The sequence below is a fragment of the Pseudoxanthomonas sp. genome, assembly GCF_027498035.1.
Taxonomy (GTDB): Bacteria; Pseudomonadota; Gammaproteobacteria; order Xanthomonadales; family Xanthomonadaceae; genus Pseudoxanthomonas_A.
The window spans coordinates 4,028,357-4,042,826 of the sequence record NZ_CP114978.1; the positions used below are offsets into that span (position 1 = coordinate 4,028,357).

Annotated in this window: 16 protein-coding genes, 5 tRNA genes, 1 other RNA gene and 1 pseudogene; 17 read left to right on the plus strand and 6 right to left on the minus strand. The window is 67.2% G+C overall.

The genetic code is table 11. The features are described from left to right. The first annotated feature begins 92 nt into the window (after nt 1–92). From O8I58_RS17775 to O8I58_RS17795, 5 genes are all read left to right on the plus strand, one after another. Nucleotides 93–365 carry a non-specific DNA-binding protein Hbs gene (locus O8I58_RS17775; RefSeq protein WP_298319038.1) on the plus strand — a complete coding sequence of 91 codons (273 nt, stop codon included), beginning with the start codon at nt 93–95 and terminating at the stop codon, nt 363–365. 16 nt (nt 366–381) lie between these two features. After that, a tRNA-Val gene (locus O8I58_RS17780) sits at nt 382–456 on the plus strand. Nucleotides 457–481: 25 nt separating this feature from the next. Continuing rightward, a tRNA-Asp gene (locus tag O8I58_RS17785) sits at nt 482–558 on the plus strand. Between the two features lie 79 nt (nt 559–637). Further along, a tRNA-Asp gene (locus tag O8I58_RS17790) sits at nt 638–714 on the plus strand. Nucleotides 715–856: 142 nt separating this feature from the next. Further along, nucleotides 857–2,827, plus strand: coding sequence for a SurA N-terminal domain-containing protein (locus tag O8I58_RS17795; RefSeq protein ID WP_298319041.1), 1,971 nt, complete (start codon nt 857–859; stop codon nt 2,825–2,827). Between the two features lie 139 nt (nt 2,828–2,966). Here the strand turns inward: O8I58_RS17795 and O8I58_RS17800 are convergent, their stop codons facing one another. Both O8I58_RS17800 and gloB read right to left on the minus strand, forming a co-directional pair. After that, nucleotides 2,967–4,184: a lytic transglycosylase domain-containing protein gene (locus tag O8I58_RS17800; RefSeq protein ID WP_298319044.1), complete on the minus strand. Its 1,218-nt coding sequence runs from the start codon at nt 4,182–4,184 to the stop codon at nt 2,967–2,969. Then, nucleotides 4,181–4,957: a hydroxyacylglutathione hydrolase gene (gloB, locus tag O8I58_RS17805; RefSeq protein ID WP_298319047.1), complete on the minus strand. Its 777-nt coding sequence runs from the start codon at nt 4,955–4,957 to the stop codon at nt 4,181–4,183. Before gloB ends, O8I58_RS17800 begins: the two co-directional genes overlap by 4 nt. A 46-nt stretch (nt 4,958–5,003) precedes the next feature. Between gloB and O8I58_RS17810 the strand changes: the two genes are divergently transcribed. Genes O8I58_RS17810 through dnaQ form a run of 4 tightly spaced genes read left to right on the plus strand, consistent with a single transcriptional unit; the run spans nt 5,004 to nt 7,422 of the window. Further along, the gene (locus O8I58_RS17810) at nt 5,004–5,639 is read left to right on the plus strand and encodes a class I SAM-dependent methyltransferase (protein WP_298319051.1); all 636 of its coding nucleotides are present in this window, start codon (nt 5,004–5,006) and stop codon (nt 5,637–5,639) included. A 31-nt stretch (nt 5,640–5,670) separates the two neighbouring features. Beyond that, nucleotides 5,671–6,129, plus strand: coding sequence for a ribonuclease HI (rnhA, locus tag O8I58_RS17815; RefSeq protein WP_298319054.1), 459 nt, complete (start codon nt 5,671–5,673; stop codon nt 6,127–6,129). Further along, complete coding sequence (locus O8I58_RS17820; protein WP_298319057.1) at nt 6,126–6,671, plus strand: GNAT family N-acetyltransferase; 546 nt, start codon at nt 6,126–6,128, stop codon at nt 6,669–6,671. The genes rnhA and O8I58_RS17820 overlap by 4 nt, the downstream gene beginning before the upstream one ends. A 4-nt stretch (nt 6,672–6,675) precedes the next feature. After that, nucleotides 6,676–7,422, plus strand: coding sequence for a DNA polymerase III subunit epsilon (gene dnaQ / locus O8I58_RS17825; protein ID WP_298319059.1), 747 nt, complete (start codon nt 6,676–6,678; stop codon nt 7,420–7,422). A gap of 17 nt (nt 7,423–7,439) precedes the next feature. Here dnaQ and O8I58_RS17830 read toward each other — a convergent pair whose 3' ends face one another. Beyond that, nucleotides 7,440–8,144 (minus strand): PP2C family protein-serine/threonine phosphatase, encoded by a 705-nt coding sequence (locus tag O8I58_RS17830; RefSeq protein ID WP_298319062.1) that lies wholly within the window; start codon nt 8,142–8,144, stop codon nt 7,440–7,442. A 253-nt stretch (nt 8,145–8,397) separates the two neighbouring features. On the opposite strand from O8I58_RS17830, the gene O8I58_RS17835 reads away from it, so the two are divergent. Together O8I58_RS17835 and O8I58_RS17840 are read left to right on the plus strand one after the other, a co-directional pair. Continuing rightward, nucleotides 8,398–8,487, plus strand: a tRNA-Ser gene (locus O8I58_RS17835). A 120-nt stretch (nt 8,488–8,607) separates the two neighbouring features. Further along, on the plus strand, nt 8,608–9,018 hold the full coding sequence (locus O8I58_RS17840) for a DUF6165 family protein (protein ID WP_298319065.1): 411 nt from the start codon (nt 8,608–8,610) through the stop codon (nt 9,016–9,018). A 75-nt stretch (nt 9,019–9,093) separates the two neighbouring features. Here the strand turns inward: O8I58_RS17840 and O8I58_RS17845 are convergent, their stop codons facing one another. Continuing rightward, nucleotides 9,094–10,140, minus strand: coding sequence for a glycosyltransferase family 9 protein (locus tag O8I58_RS17845; protein ID WP_298319068.1), 1,047 nt, complete (start codon nt 10,138–10,140; stop codon nt 9,094–9,096). An 18-nt stretch (nt 10,141–10,158) separates the two neighbouring features. Between O8I58_RS17845 and O8I58_RS17850 the strand changes: the two genes are divergently transcribed. The 6 genes and pseudogenes from O8I58_RS17850 (at nt 10,159) to O8I58_RS17875 (ending at nt 13,879) form a co-directional block, all read left to right on the plus strand. Next, on the plus strand, nt 10,159–10,908 hold the full coding sequence (locus O8I58_RS17850) for a 3-deoxy-D-manno-octulosonic acid kinase (protein ID WP_298319071.1): 750 nt from the start codon (nt 10,159–10,161) through the stop codon (nt 10,906–10,908). Between the two features lie 2 nt (nt 10,909–10,910). Beyond that, nucleotides 10,911–11,666 (plus strand): MBL fold metallo-hydrolase, encoded by a 756-nt coding sequence (locus O8I58_RS17855; protein ID WP_298319075.1) that lies wholly within the window; start codon nt 10,911–10,913, stop codon nt 11,664–11,666. A gap of 1 nt (nt 11,667) precedes the next feature. Next, complete coding sequence (moaA, locus tag O8I58_RS17860; RefSeq protein ID WP_298319078.1) at nt 11,668–12,693, plus strand: GTP 3',8-cyclase MoaA; 1,026 nt, start codon at nt 11,668–11,670, stop codon at nt 12,691–12,693. Between the two features lie 66 nt (nt 12,694–12,759). Then, a pseudogene (gene moaC, locus O8I58_RS17865) lies at nt 12,760–13,198 on the plus strand (cyclic pyranopterin monophosphate synthase MoaC). Further along, nucleotides 13,195–13,437 carry a MoaD/ThiS family protein gene (locus O8I58_RS17870; RefSeq protein ID WP_298319079.1) on the plus strand — a complete coding sequence of 81 codons (243 nt, stop codon included), beginning with the start codon at nt 13,195–13,197 and terminating at the stop codon, nt 13,435–13,437. Before moaC ends, O8I58_RS17870 begins: the two are co-directional and overlap by 4 nt. Nucleotides 13,438–13,444: 7 nt before the next feature. After that, the gene (locus tag O8I58_RS17875; protein ID WP_298319082.1) at nt 13,445–13,879 is read left to right on the plus strand and encodes a molybdenum cofactor biosynthesis protein MoaE; all 435 of its coding nucleotides are present in this window, start codon (nt 13,445–13,447) and stop codon (nt 13,877–13,879) included. Nucleotides 13,880–14,028: 149 nt separating this feature from the next. On the opposite strand, the gene ffs is transcribed toward O8I58_RS17875, so the two are convergent. Then, an RNA gene (gene ffs / locus O8I58_RS17880) (signal recognition particle sRNA small type) lies at nt 14,029–14,125 on the minus strand. A gap of 77 nt (nt 14,126–14,202) precedes the next feature. Next, nucleotides 14,203–14,295 (minus strand) — tRNA-Ser (locus O8I58_RS17885). Nucleotides 14,296–14,470 lie beyond the last annotated feature (175 nt).

Here is a 14,470-nt window from a genome sequence, read left to right on the forward strand (position 1 = left end):
ATGCCTGGTCCGGGATCCAGCCGGCCCGCAGCGGCGCAAGCCCCGGGCCGGTCACTCATTCAGCGGTTCCCTACCGCACCTGGAGTAACTCAATGAACAAAGCCGAATTGATCGAGGCCGTTGCTGGCCGTTCCGACCTGAGCAAGGCTGATTCCACCCGTGCCGTCGACGCCGTCGTCGCCAGCATCACCGAAGCCCTGAAGGGCGGCGACTCGGTGACCATCGTTGGCTTCGGCACCTTCCAGGTCCGTGGTCGCGCTGCCCGTACGGGCCGCAATCCGAAGACCGGCGAGAACATCGAAATCGCTGCTTCGAAAAATCCTGCATTCAAGGCTGGTAAGGCTCTGAAGGACGCGGTAAACTAATCCGCTCAGCTCGCAAGGGTGCTTAGCTCAGCGGTAGAGCGTCTCCTTTACACGGAGAGGGTCGGGGGTTCGAAACCCTCAGCACCCACCAAGCACCAGAGCAACGTTTCAAGTGCGGAGTGGTAGTTCAGTTGGTTAGAATGCTGGCCTGTCACGCCGGAGGTCGCGGGTTCGAGTCCCGTCCACTCCGCCAGTCACATCAAGCCCCCGAGCGATTGGGGGCTTTGTTTTCCCAGGTGAGAACCTGGTTGCGGTAACAAGGTTCAAAGTGCGGAGTGGTAGTTCAGTTGGTTAGAATGCTGGCCTGTCACGCCGGAGGTCGCGGGTTCGAGTCCCGTCCACTCCGCCAGTTTTAAAAGAACGCCCGTCGGTCACCCCGGCGGGCGTTTTCTTTTGGCTGACCGTTGCGACCGCCAGCGTGGCACCGGCGTCGAAACAGGCGTGGAACCACGCTAAACTGCGCGGCTTGCCGAACCAGACGTAACGAATCGATGCTGCAGACACTTCGCGAAAAGACTTCCGGCTGGATCGCCACCGTGGTGATGGGCCTGCTGATCATTCCATTCGCCTTCGTCGGCGTGAACGAGTACATGGGTAGCGGCCCGGATACGGCCGTGGCCACCGTCAAGGCGCCGCCTGCGTGGTGGTCGTCCGCACCCGCCTGGTGGCCGGTGTCGATGGCCTGGCAGCACGCCGATGTGAGCGTGCAGGATTTCCAGCAGGCCTTCCGCAACGAGCGCCAGCGTCAGCAGGCGCAGCAGGGCGAAGCCTTCGATGCGCGTGAGTTCGATTCGGTCGACAACAAGCGCAAGGTGCTCGACGGCCTGGTGGACCGCAAGGTGGTTGAACTGGCTGCCAAGCGCGCCGGTGTCGCGGTCAGCAATGGCGCGCTGCGCGATGCGATTGCGGCTGACCCGAATTTCCAGGTGGGTGGCAAGTTCGATGGCGCCACCTATGCGGCCCTGCTGGCCCAGCAGGGCCTGACGCCGACGACCTATCAGCAGCAGTTGCGCGACGACATGACGATCTCGCTGGTGCCGCAGGCGCTGGCGCAGTCGGGCTTCGTCACCGACAAGCAGATGGACCAGGTGTTCGCGATGCTGGGTGAGACGCGCGACGTGACGCTGGCTTCGCTGCCGGCGCCGGCTCCCGACACCGCGCCGGTCAGTGATGACCAGGCCAAGCAGTGGTACGACGCGCATCGCACGGCGTTCCGCAAGCCGGAACAGGTCAGCGTGGAATACGTGGAAGTCGATGCCGGCAAGCTGCCGCCGCCGGCTGCAGTGGACGAGGCCGAACTGCGCAAGCGCTATGAGGCCGACAAGAGTCGCTTCTCCAGCGAGCAGCGCATGGCCTCGCACATCCTGATCCCGGTTGCCGCGGGTGCCGATGCGGCCACGCAGAAAGCCGCGGAAGAAAAGGCCGCCAAGCTGGCAGAAGAAGCCAAGGCGCCGGGCGCGGATTTCGCAGCGCTGGCCAAGGCCAATTCACAGGACCCTGGCTCGGCTGAAAACGGTGGCGACCTGGGTTGGGTGAGCCGCGGCATGATGGTGGCGCCGTTCGAAGAAGCGCTGTTCTCCATTGCCAAGCCGGGCGATGTAGTCGGCCCGATCAAGACCGAGTTCGGCTATCACGTGATCAAGCTTACCCAGGTCAAGGGTGAGGCTGGCAAGCCATTCGAAGCGGTGCGCGACCAGCTTGCAAGCGAAGCGAACAAGGACGCCGCCGCGCGCAATTACAACGATGTTGCCGGCAAGCTGGTCAGCGCCACCCTGGATAATCCGGATTCGCTGGCCGCCGGTGCGCAGGCTGCGGGCCTGGAAGTGCAGAAGGCGGGGCCGTTCTCGGCCAACGACGCGCCGGGCCTGCTGTCCAACGCAGCGGTGCTGCGCCAGGTGTTCGACGAACAACAGATCGCCGACCGGACCGCCAGCCAGCTGATCAAGATCGACGACACGCACAGCCTGGTGGTGCGCGTGACCGATCACAGCCCGGCTGCCGACCAGCCGCTGGACAAGGTCAAGGAACAGGTGATCGCCGCGGTGCGCGCCGATCGTGCCGGCAAGGCGGCAGCGGCCCAGGCCGATGCGGTGCTGGCGCGGGTGAACAAGGGTGAATCGCTGAAGGCGATCGCCGATGCGGAGAAATTCCAGTCAGGCCAGATTCCGGCGCTGCCGCGTGGTGCACCGATTCCGTCGCAGAAGGGCAATGAAGCACTGTTCGCTGCGCCGGCACCGGAGAGCGGCAAGGTCTCGGCTGGCAAGGTCAAGCTGGAGAATGGCAGCTTCGTGGTGTTCACCGTCGACAAGGTCAACCCGGGCGATGCCAGCAAGATGCCGGCGGCTCAGCGCGACCAGTTGCGTGAACAGATCACCCAGCTCTATGCCGGTGCCGACGTGCAGGAGTTCGTTGTCGCCACCCGCAAGCAGTTCAAGATCGACGTGCACGAAGACCGGCTGTAAGCCCCTCCCTGTACTGGAACGAAAAACCGCGCCGCCCAGGCGCGGTTTTTTCTTGGGCGATGGGAAGCGAGATCGCGTGCTGACAGGTCCGTCGTTGTCGACGCAGCGGCCAGGCAACCACGCCACGTGCCGGGTGGTTTCAGCGCGAAGGATCGGCCAGCAGCAGCACCATGCCGGGCTTGATGACCGAATGGGCTTTGAGCTTGTTCCACTGCAGCAGCTGCGGGGTGCGCAGACCGTGGCGCCGGGCGATGGACGAGAGCGTGTCGCCACGCGCCACCGTGTACGAGGAGGCAACGCGGTTTTCGGACGCATGGCGCGTGGCGGGCGGTGCATCGGCGGTGCCGGTGCTGTCGCCCGCTTCGATCAGGTCCGATGCGGACAGGTGGGCTGACGCGCCGTCGGCTGCGGGTGCCAGCACCCACAGCGGCCCGCCGCTGGCAGGCGTGCCCTGCAGGTTCGACAGCACGGGATTCAGGCCGGCCAGTTGGTCGGCGTCGTGGCCTTCGTGGCGGGCCCACGAAGACAGGCTGCCGAAGTTCGAAGGCAGCGCCACCGGTTGCAGGCGCGGGACCGGTCGCTGCAGCGCGTTCAGCCATGCAGGCCGTTCGCCGGCCTGTTCCAGGCTGCAGGCCAGCGCATGCAGTTTTTCCACGTAGGTGACGGTGGTATTGGACAGCCCGGGCAATTTGGACTTGCGCGCGTTGCCGGCGGTGACGCCAGCGCTCCGCATGGCCTGCAGCACGCGGTTCTCGCCAGCGTTGTAGGCCATCACTGCCAGCTGCCAGTCACCGCCGAACATGCCATGCAGGGTTTTCAGGTACCGCACGGCCGCCTGGGTGGAATCGACCGGCGACAGGCGCCCGTCGTAACCGCGGCGCATGCGGACGCCGTGGTTGCGTGCGGTCAGCGAGACGAACTGCCACAGGCCTGCCGGGCCGCTGCGGCTGCTTGCGCCGGGGTGGTAGCCGCTCTCGACGAACGGGATCAAGGCGAATTCGGTCGGCAGGTCGGCATCGTGCATGACGCCGACCACGTAGCCGAACAGGGGCAGGATGTCGTCCTCACGATCGGCCAGGCGTTCGGGGGCATGGCTGAAGTGGCGCTGCCATTTGGCATCGGTCGATTGCGGCTGGCAGTCCGGCTCGGCCAGGCCCTCGCGGAACTGCTGGTAGATCTGGACGCCATCGAGCATGTCGGGCGGCAGCTGGCCGGCGATGGAGGGTTCGGCAGACAGTGCGGGCTGCGGATCGGTTGGGCTCGGCGCAGGGCTGTCAGCACGCGTAGTCTGTGCCCACGCGACCGGGTTGCCGCTGGCGATGGCCAGCAGGCACAGCGCCCGGCGCAGCGGCTTCATGCGCGGAAGCCGTCTTTCCACCGGCGCAGGCCGGCAAAGGTTTCCACCCGATCGGCTGCGGTCGCCTGCAGCCAGGTATCGACCGACTGGGCGACCTCGGGGACGCCCACGCGCAGGAAGGGGTTGGTCGCCCGTTCGGTCGCCAGGCTGACCGGCAAGGTCGATTGGCCTGCAGCGCGCAAGGCGCGCACTTGTGCGGCCCGCGCCTGCAGGGCGATGTTGCCGGGCTCCACGGCCAAGGCGAAAGCCGCGTTGGACTGGGTGTATTCGTGGCCGCAGCAGAGCGGCGTGTCGTCGGGCAGGGCCGCGAGGGTGTCCAGCGAGGCCAGCATCTGCGCTGGCGTGCCTTCGAACAGTCGCCCGCAGCCCAGGCTGAACAAGGTATCGCCCGAGAACAGCTCACCGCCCGCCGCCTGGCGGTGGAACGCCACATGGCTGCGGGTGTGCCCGGGCACGAAGATCGCCTTGAACGGCATGCCGGCCGCGTCGAAGCGCTCGCCATCGACCACCTTGTGGGTGGCGGTGGTGATGCGTTCATCGTTGGCGGCGATCACCGGCAGGTCGGGCCACTGCTGCAGCAGGCCAACCACGCCGCCGATATGGTCATCGTGATGGTGGGTCAGCAGCACCGCGGCCGGCTTGAGTCCTTGCTGTGCGGCGGCCAGCACCGGGGCGGCATCGCCTGGATCCACGATCACCGTGCCTCCTTCGTCGCTGGTCAGCGCCCAGATGTAGTTGTCGTCGAAGGCGGTCAGCGCGGTGAGGATTGGCATAAGGCTCGGTCGGCAGACGCGGGGGCGTCCTCTACAATCCCCGACCATGCCTGCCGCTGCCTCCCACCGTCAACCCGAGCCACTGGCGTGGTTCGGTACGCCCGACGGTCAGCGCCTGCTGGCTGCTGAACAGCAGACCATCTCGCGGATCCTCGCCGCCAAGGCCGCTGCGCCGACGCTGTGGTTGCATCCAGGCAGTACGGCGGGCGTGTCGGTCGTGCCCGCGGGGTTGTCGCTGCGGGCCAGTAGCGGCGGTTTCGACGGGCCGCTGCGCTGTGGCGTATCCCTGCCTTTGGCTTCGGACAGCTTCAGTGCGGTGGTGCTGCAGCATGTGCCGGAGAGCGGTACGCGGGCGTTGCTGGAAGAGTGCGCCCGGGTGCTCGAGCCCGGCGGCCGGCTGTGGCTGTTCACCCTCAATCCGGTCAGCCCCTACCGGCTGCGCTGGCGTCGCACCGGCCTGTCGATCCGTGGCCCCGGGCGTTGGCGTCGCTACCTGCAGGCCGCCGGCCTGGACGGCAGCACGCATGCGCCACAGTGGCTGGGACCGGCCTGGCGCAACGGCAGCCGTTCGCCGGAGCTGATGCGCGCGGTCTGCCTGCTGCAGGCAGACAAGCGTGGCCCGGACCTGATCCTGACCCCTTCGCGCCCGAACCGCTGGCAAGGCGGCGCGGTTCCGGCGTGACCCATTTGTGCAACACGAGCTTTTGGACTTCATGAAACAGATCACCATCAACGCCGACGGCTCCTGCCTGGGCAATCCCGGCCCGGGTGGCTGGGCGGCGCTGCTGCGCTTTGGCACCATCGAGCGCGAGCTCTCCGGTGGCGAAGCCCACACCACCAACAACCGCATGGAGCTGATGGCCGCCATCATGGCGCTGGAGGCCCTCACCGAGCCCTGCCAGGTCACTCTGGTCACCGATTCGCAGTACGTGCGCCAGGGCATCACCGAATGGCTGCCCGGCTGGATCCGCAAGCACTGGAAGACCGCCGGCGGCGGCGCGGTGAAGAATCGCGAGCTGTGGGAACGCCTGCAGACGGCGACCCTGCGGCACACGATCGAATGGCGCTGGGTGAAAGGCCATTCCGGCGATCCGGACAATGAGCGCGTGGACGTGCTGGCGCGCGACCAGGCCATCGCCATCCGCGATGGTGGACCCGGAGCTTCGGCATGAGCGCGACTGGCGACACCCTGGTCCTGCGCACGCAGCGGCTGGAGCTGCACTTCTTCACCGACAGTGACCGCGATGCAGCGCTGATGCTGGCGGTACTCAACGACCCGGACTTCATCCATCACGTGCGCGACAGCGGCGTGCGTGAACTGGAGCAGGCCCGTGCGGCCGCGCGGACCGGACCGATGGCCTTCCGCCAGGCCAACGGCCTGGGCCTGTGCCGGGTGACCGAAACCGCGACCGGCCGCGACCTGGGTCAGCTTGGCATCGTCACCCGCGAGGGGCTGCCTGCCCCGGACCTGGGCTACGGGTTTCTGCCCGCCGCGCGCGGGCAGGGCTACGCGGTGGAGGCCGGTCGCGCCGTCGTTGACTACGCGCGCGATACCCTGAAGCTGCCGCGGCTGCTGGCCATCGTGTCGCCGACCAACGCCCCGTCGCTGGCGGTACTGGGCAAGCTCGGCTTCCGCTTTGAGACAATGACGCGGCTGCCGGGGGGCGAGAAGGACCTGCAGCTGTTGACCCTCGCTTTGAACAAGGACACCTGAGGCCATGCGCCAGATCATCCTGGACACCGAAACCACGGGCCTTGAGTGGAAGAAAGGCAACCGCGTGGTCGAAATCGGCTGCGTTGAACTGCTGGAGCGTCGCCCCAGCGGCCGCAACTTCCACAAATACCTCAAGCCGGACTGCGAGTTCGAACCCGGCGCGCAGGAAGTCACCGGCCTGACCCTGGAGTTCCTGGCCGACAAGCCCCGGTTCGAGGAGGTGGTCGAGGAGTTCCTGGCCTACATCGACGGCGCCGAAGTCATCATCCACAACGCGGCCTTCGACGTCGGCTTCCTGGACAACGAACTGCGGTTGGCCGGCAGCCAGTACGGCAAGGTCACCGACCACTGCAGCGTGACCGATACCCTGGCGATGGCGCGTGCGCGCTTCCCGGGGCAGCGCAATTCGCTGGACGCGCTGTGCAAGCGGCTGGGCGTGGACAACACCCACCGGCACCTGCACGGCGGCTTGCTCGATGCGCAGATCCTGGGGGATGTCTACATCGCGCTGACATCGGGCCAGGAAGAGATCGGCTTCGGCACGATGGAGGAAGAGGGGGGCGATGCGGCGCAGGTCCGCCATGCCTTCGACGCGAGCAATGTCGGCTTGCGCGCCCGGGTCACGCCGACCGCGGGCGAACTGGAAGCCCATGCCAAACGGCTGGAGAAGCTGCGTGCCAAGGGGGGCGGCAGCTGTCTGTGGGATGTGCTGGAAGCCCTGCCGGCACCGGTGGCCGAAGCCACCGTCTGAGGGTCGGGCGCTGCGGCTCAGCTGCAGCGCACCAGGATCGCGGTGACGTTGTCCGAGCCGCCGCTATCCAATGCGGCGGCGATCAGCGTATCGACCAGTTCCTGCGCGCTGCAGTCTTCCTGGCGCAGGGCCTCGGCGATGCGGCGGTCGTCCACTTCCTCGGTCAGGCCGTCACTGCACAGCAGCAGCTGCATGCCCGGACGCAGGTCGCCGGTCAGGGTCTCGACATTGAGTTGGTTCGGATCGGTCACGCCCAGTGCCTGGGTAACCACGTTGCGGTGCGGATGCGAGCGCGCCTGCTCGCTGGTCAGCGCACCCTGAGCGATCAGTTCCTGCACGTAGCTGTGGTCCTGGCTGAGCTGGGCCAGCTGTCCGTCGCGCCATAGGTAGGCGCGGCTGTCGCCGACCCAGGCTACTTCGAAGCGGTTGCCCTGCACGCGGGCGGCCACCACGGTGGTCCCCATCGGCAGGGAATCGTTGCGCCGGCGCGAGGTGCGGATGATTTCCTCATCAGCCAGGCGGATGGCCTGGCCAAGCGGCTTGCCGTCACGGATCTCACGGACGATGGTTTCGCGGGCCAATGCGCTGGCGACTTCGCCGCAGGCGTGACCGCCCATGCCGTCAGCCACCAGCCATAAACCCAGGTCGCTGTCGCCGTAGTACGTGTCTTCGTTGAGGGCGCGCCGCAGGCCGACGTGGCTGAGGTGTCCAAACTCGATCATGGGCGACCCTGCATGGCCTGTTTCTGGTGATGAGAACGGCATGATCGCGGGGATGAGGACAGGCCACAAGCAGTGATGCGGCATCGGCCGGTGGCGCGGGCGGTGGATGTGACGGCGTGGACGCTTGCCAGCCTGGTGACCGCGACCTGCCGGGGCCGCCGACAGGGGTGCTTGTCCGCGGCTGGCTGGCCCCGTATCATGCGCAACCCCGGAACGACCATCGGGGATCGCCATCACTGGCGGTGCGACACCCGGAGAGGTGGCAGAGTGGTCGAATGTACCTGACTCGAAATCAGGCGTACGTGTAAGCGTACCGTGGGTTCGAATCCCACCCTCTCCGCCAATACCACGAACGGCTCCGCAAGGGGCCGTTCGTTTTTTCGTGCTTCCGAAGCAAGTGCCGCGGACGCGCCTGCGGGCGTCGCCCGGTAAACTGGCGGTCTTTCCCCTGGCGGTGCGCACCATGTCCGAGATCCTCACCCCCGTGTCCTTCGGCGAGCTGCTGGACAAGATTTCCATCCTGCAAATCAAGTCCGAGCGCATGAGCGACGCGGCCAAGCTGGCCAACGTGCGCAAGGAATTGTCCGCCCTGGAGCAGACCTGGATGGCGCATCCGGCCGCGGCGCAGGACGTGGCCAAGCTGCGTGCCGATCTGAAGGCCGTCAACGAGCGCCTGTGGGTGATCGAGGACGACATCCGGGTCAAGGAAAAGGCCCAGGCCTTCGACGACGAATTCGTCCGCCTGGCCCGCAGCGTGTACTTCGAGAACGACACCCGCGCGCGGATCAAGAAGGACATCAACCTGGCGCTGGGCTCGTCCTACGTCGAAGAGAAGTCCTATGAGGACTACGCCTCCGGCGCTGCTGCGCCGTAAGCACGAATCACACCCCGCAATCGACAAGGGCCGCGATCGCGGCCCTTGTCGTGTCTGGCAGGCCGCGCGCGGCCGTCAGCGCGGATGGTCGCTGCGATAGCGCTCGAATGCTGCGATCGCATCGTCGGTGGTGACCAGCTGCATCACATCGTCGAACTCGATCTTGGTGCCCCATTTGAGCGCGTCGGCCGGTTTGGACAGGAACTTTCGCGCCGCCGCGTCGTAGCGGTCCACGCAGTAGCGCACGTCCGAATACGGGCCACTGCGCAGCGGGTTGCTGGCCGCATGCAGCCCCAGCACCTTGGCGCCCATGGCGTTGGCGATGTGCATCGGGCCCGAATCCGGGGTGACCACCAGACTGGCGCGGGCGAGCAGGGCCGGCAGCTGTTTCAGCGTGTCCTTGCCGACCAGGTCCAGCACCGGTGCCTGCATCTTTGCGGCGATGGCATCGGCGGTGTCGCGCTCCAGCGTGCTGCGGCCGCCACACAGCACGATGCGCCAGCCCTGCGCGGCGGCGTGGTCGGCCAGCGCCGCGTAGCGGTCCGGATACCAGTTGCGACGCACGTGGCTGGAGCACGGCGAAATCATCAGTACCGGCTGGCCATCGTCAGGCCATTGCGCGGCAGCCCATTCGAAGGCGGCCTGCGGCACCGGCAGATCCCAGTGGACTGTGTTCTGCTTCAGGCCCAGCGGTTCGCAGAAGCTGCCGATGGCGTCGAGTACGTGGATGCCGGGGCGGTCGGCGATGCGTTCGTTGATGAAGAGCCCATGCAGATCTTTCGAACGGCTGCGGTCATAGCCGATCCGGCGCCTGGCCGGCACGAACGCCGACAACACGTTGGCGCGAAAGGCCACCTGCATCTGCAGCAGCGCATCGAAACCGTCCGCGGGCAGCTTGGCGCGCAGTGCGCGCATGCCGGCCACGCCAGTCTTCTTGTCGTAGGTGTGGAACTGCACGCCGGGCAGGCCTTCCAGCAGCTTGTAGCCGCCGCCGTCGATGATCCAGTGCAATTCCTGCCGTGGCCATGCGCGCTGCAGGGTGCGCACCAGGGGCACGACATGGGTGACATCACCCAGCGCGGACAGGCGCAACAGACACAGGGACTCAGGAGCGTTGGACAAAGTTGATAGACTCGCGTGATGGCCGCTTTTGACGCGACGGAAGTACTGGTGCCGTACCGCGAAGGCCGCGGCTACGGCGCGATTCTGTTCGACCACGAACGCCTTCGGCAAGCCGAAGCGCGATGGATGGACCCAGCTTACTGGGCCGAGCGCGCGCGTCCCGTCGACAGTGGTGGCCGGGGTGGTGCGTGGTTCATCGATGCGCCGTTCGGGCCCAGCCTGCTGCGCCTGTACAAGCGCGGCGGCATGGCAGCCAATGTCAGCACCGACCGTTACCTGTGGCGCGGCGCCAACCGGACCCGCAGCTTCGCCGAATTCCGCCTGACCCGCGCGCTGCTGGCCAAGGGCCTGCCGGTGCCGCGCCCGTTCGTGGCCAGCTACGTGCACGAAGGCATGGGCTACCGCGCGGCGATCCTGATGGAGCGCCTGCCGGATGTGCGTTCGCTGGCGGATCGGTTCCAGGTCGCTGGCGGCGGTGCGCCGCTGGAAGAAACCGGCCGGCTGATCGCGCGCTTCCATCGAGCCGGCCTGGACCATGCCGACCTCAACGCACACAACATCCTGTTCGATGCGCAGGGCCATGGCTGGCTGATCGATTTCGACCGCGGCGTGCTGCGCATCCCGGCCACGCGTTGGCGCGAGGCCAACCTGGCCCGGCTCAAGCGTTCGCTGCTGAAGCTGCGCGGCGAGCGTGCCGTGGCATTGGTGGAAGAAGACTTCGTGCGCCTGCGCAAGGCTTACGACCGCGTCTGGGAGCGGGGCTTCTAGGCATGGGCTGGACGTTGCGGTTTCAGGGCGTGGGTAACGCTTCGGCGGTCGAGCTGGGCTCGGCCATGGCGACCATCGAACGCGATGGCGCGCCGTGGCTGACCATCGACTGCGGTAGCGAAGGGCTGGACGCCTTCATCCACCAGTACGGCCATGCGCCGTCGGCGGTGTTCGTCACCCATACGCACCTGGACCATGTGGGCGGCTTCGAGCGCCTGTTCGGCAGCGCCTACTTCAATCCCGCGCGACGTGGCCAGGTGCTGCTGTACGTGCCGGCGCCGATCGTGCCACTGCTGCACCAGCGGGTGGCCGAATATCCGAACGTGCTGGCCGAGGGTGGGGCGAACTTCTGGGATGCCTTCCGGCTGGTGCCGGTGGGCGAGGCGTTCTGGCACGACGGCGTGCGGCTGGAAGTCTTCCCGGTGCGCCACCACTGGCCGCAGACCGCGTTCGGCCTGCGCCTGCCGCATTCGCTGGTGTGGACCGGCGACACCAGGCCGATCCCCGAGATGCTGGCCCGTTACGCGGATGCCGATGAAGTGATCGCCCACGACTGCGCGCTGCACGGCAATCCTTCGCACAGCGGCATCGAGGATCTGGAGCGTGAATACGCGCCGGCGCTGCTGGCCCGCTGCGTGCTGTACCACCACGCCAGTGCCGACGAGGCCCAGGCACTGGTCGCACGCGGCCACCACGTGGCATTGCCGGGGCAGGTGCTAGCCTTGCGTGACCCGATGGTGGACCACACCTTCTCCTGACATGAACGCTGTCCTGCGCACGCCCGAACTGCCGCTGGATCTGCGCGGCCGGCCGCTGCGCGACCTGCGCCTGTCGGTGATCGAAGCCTGCAACTTCCGCTGCGGCTACTGCATGCCGGCCGACAAGGTGCCGGACGATTACGGGCTGGAAGCGGCCTCGCGCCTGTCCTTCGACCAGATCGAGGTGCTGGTGCGCAGCTTTGCCCGGGTCGGGGTGAACAAGCTGCGCCTGACCGGCGGCGAGCCGCTGCTGCGCAAGCGCCTGCCCGAACTGGTCGAGCGGTTGGCGCGGATTCCCGGCATCGATGATCTGGCCATGACCACCAACGGCTCGCTGCTGGCGCGCCACGCACAGGCGCTGCACGACGCGGGGTTGCGCCGGATCACCATCAGCCTGGATGCGCTGGAGCCGGCGCGCTTTGCCGAAATGTCCGGTGGGCGCGGGCAGATCGACGCGGTGCTGGCGGGTATCGACGCAGCCAGGGCCGCCGGGTTTTCCAGCCTCAAGCTCAACTGCGTGGTCCAGCGCGGGGTCAATGAAGACCAGGTGCTGCCGTTGGTCGAACACTTCCGCGGCAGCGGCCATGTGTTGCGCTTCATCGAATTCATGGACGTGGGCACCTGCAATGGCTGGCAATCCGGCCAGGTGGTGTCCTCGGCCACGCTGCGCGACCGCGTCCACGCGCGCTGGCCGTTGCATGCGCTCGATGCGCACTATCGTGGCGAGGTGGCCGAGCGACATGCGTTCGACGATGGCGCCGGCGAGATCGGGTTTGTGTCTTCGGTGACCGCGCCGTTCTGCGGCGACTGCCATCGCGCCCGCGTCTCGGCCGACGGCCAGCTTTATACCTGCCTGTTTTCCGGTGCCGGCAGCGACCTGCGGCCGGCGCTGGGGCAGGGCGAAACCGCATTGGCCGAGCACCTGGCCGGCCTGTGGTCGCGACGCGGCGACCGCTACAGCGAGATTCGCGGCCAGGCCGCGCAGCCACCACGCAAGCGCGTGGAAATGTTCTTGATTGGGGGTTGAGTGAGTGCTGACGAACCGCGTCTGGTCGATGGGCTGACGCACCTGGATGCCGCCGGCCAGCCGGCGATGGTGGATGTGTCGGGCAAGGCCGTGACCGCGCGCCAGGCCACGGCCGAATGCGCCGTCGTGTTTCCGGCCGGAGGTCGCCCAGCAGCTGCGGCGTGATGCGCTGCGCAGCGCCAAGGGCGGCATCGTCGATACGGCAGTGATCGCCGGGACCATGGCGGTCAAGCGCACCCACGAGCTGATCCCGTTCTGCCATCCGCTGCCGATCGACGGCTGCAGGCTGTCCATCGATTGGAGCGGCGAGCACGCGCTGCGGATCGAATGCACGGTGCGCACCACCCACCGTACTGGCGTGGAAATGGAAGCCATGACCGGCGCCACGGTCGCGGCGCTGACGGTCTATGACATGTGCAAGGCGCTGTCGCACGACATCGTGCTCGGCCCGGCGCGGCTGATCGGCAAGCACGGCGGCAAGCGCGATTTCGGGGTCGGCGCATGACCGGCGTGCAGGTGCTGTACTTCGCCAGCCTGCGCCAGGGCGCGGGCGTGGAAACCGAAAACGTACAGACCCACGCACGGGACCTGGCCGGCCTGTACGCGGAGTTGCGCGCCCGGCATGGATTCGCATGGGAGCCCGCGCATCTGCGCGTGGCGGTGGACGGCGCGTTCGCGCGCTGGGACGATGCGCTCGCCGAAGGCGCGCAGGTCGCCTTCATTCCGCCCGTCAGTGGAGGCTGACCCACCCATGCCACGTTTCGCACTGACCACCGATGCCATCGAGACCGCGCCGCTGCGCGCGCAACTGCTGGATGCCCGCGCGGGCGCTTTCGCCAGCTTCGAAGGCTGGGTGCGCGACAACAACCAGGGCCAGCGCGTGTCCGGCCTGCATTACCAGGCTTACGTCGAACTGGCCCAGGCCGAAGGCGAAAAGGTCATCGACGAGGCGCTGTCGAAATTCGACATCCTCGACGCGCGCTGCGTGCACCGCACTGGCGAACTGGCGATCGGCGAGATGGCGGTGTGGGTGGGCGTGAGTGCGGGTCATCGCGATGGCGCATTCGCCGCCTGCCGCTGGATCATCGACCAGGCCAAGCTGCGCGTGCCGATCTGGAAGCGGGAGCGCTACGCCAGCGGTACCGACGAATGGCTGCACCCGCAGGCGCCTGAAATCGCGGATTGACCCCAGCCTTTTGTAGAGCGGAGCTTGCTCCGCTGCTCTACGGCCAGATCGCATGAAAGCCCCAGCGGAGCCCCCAAGATGGGATTGCCACAAGCTCCGCTCTACACAAGCGGCGCCGCCACGGATTCCCGGGTCCCAAAAAGGTGGCGGCCCCGCCGGCTGACCTCGGCGCCCGCATCAGTCGATACCGTTGCTGCCTTCCGGCCCTGGCGGAGTTTTCGACCTAGCGTCGCGAGGGGCCGACGGGGCCACCATAGACGCGGGCCGCGCATGAGGCGCGGCCCGGGTTTGCTGCAATCATTGTTGGAAGCAATGATCAAAACTGGCGGAGAGAGGGGGATTCGAACCCCCGAAGCGCGGTTTAGACGCTTACACACTTTCCAGGCGTGCTCCTTCAACCGCTCGGACACCTCTCCGGGACCTGGATACGACCGCTGGCCGTACTCAGGGGCGCAGATTCTAGCCGCGCGCGGGATTTAAAGCGAGCCCTCGCGGCAGCTTGCATTGCTGGCGGTCATTCAGTTCCCGGGCCCGTGGCGTCCGGCCTGGCATCCCGTCCTTGGAACGTTCCACCTGGCGCGGCACAATGAC

Excerpts from the sequence above, each read along its gene's own strand:
- O8I58_RS17830 (WP_298319062.1), bottom strand. The coding sequence starts at position 8,144 with ATGATCGAGTTTGGACACCTCAGCCACGTCGGCCTGCGGCGCGCCCTC.
- O8I58_RS17775 (WP_298319038.1), top strand. The coding sequence starts at position 93 with ATGAACAAAGCCGAATTGATCGAGGCCGTTGCTGGCCGTTCCGACCTG.
- O8I58_RS17850 (WP_298319071.1), top strand. The coding sequence starts at position 10,159 with ATGGCCGCTTTTGACGCGACGGAAGTACTGGTGCCGTACCGCGAAGGC.
- rnhA (WP_298319054.1), top strand. The coding sequence starts at position 5,671 with ATGAAACAGATCACCATCAACGCCGACGGCTCCTGCCTGGGCAATCCC.
- O8I58_RS17840 (WP_298319065.1), top strand. The coding sequence starts at position 8,608 with ATGTCCGAGATCCTCACCCCCGTGTCCTTCGGCGAGCTGCTGGACAAG.
- gloB (WP_298319047.1), bottom strand. The coding sequence starts at position 4,957 with ATGCCAATCCTCACCGCGCTGACCGCCTTCGACGACAACTACATCTGG.
- O8I58_RS17810 (WP_298319051.1), top strand. The coding sequence starts at position 5,004 with ATGCCTGCCGCTGCCTCCCACCGTCAACCCGAGCCACTGGCGTGGTTC.
- O8I58_RS17800 (WP_298319044.1), bottom strand. The coding sequence starts at position 4,184 with ATGAAGCCGCTGCGCCGGGCGCTGTGCCTGCTGGCCATCGCCAGCGGC.
- O8I58_RS17875 (WP_298319082.1), top strand. The coding sequence starts at position 13,445 with ATGCCACGTTTCGCACTGACCACCGATGCCATCGAGACCGCGCCGCTG.
- moaA (WP_298319078.1), top strand. The coding sequence starts at position 11,668 with ATGAACGCTGTCCTGCGCACGCCCGAACTGCCGCTGGATCTGCGCGGC.
- O8I58_RS17855 (WP_298319075.1), top strand. The coding sequence starts at position 10,911 with ATGGGCTGGACGTTGCGGTTTCAGGGCGTGGGTAACGCTTCGGCGGTC.
- O8I58_RS17795 (WP_298319041.1), top strand. The coding sequence starts at position 857 with ATGCTGCAGACACTTCGCGAAAAGACTTCCGGCTGGATCGCCACCGTG.
- O8I58_RS17820 (WP_298319057.1), top strand. The coding sequence starts at position 6,126 with ATGAGCGCGACTGGCGACACCCTGGTCCTGCGCACGCAGCGGCTGGAG.
- dnaQ (WP_298319059.1), top strand. The coding sequence starts at position 6,676 with ATGCGCCAGATCATCCTGGACACCGAAACCACGGGCCTTGAGTGGAAG.
- O8I58_RS17870 (WP_298319079.1), top strand. The coding sequence starts at position 13,195 with ATGACCGGCGTGCAGGTGCTGTACTTCGCCAGCCTGCGCCAGGGCGCG.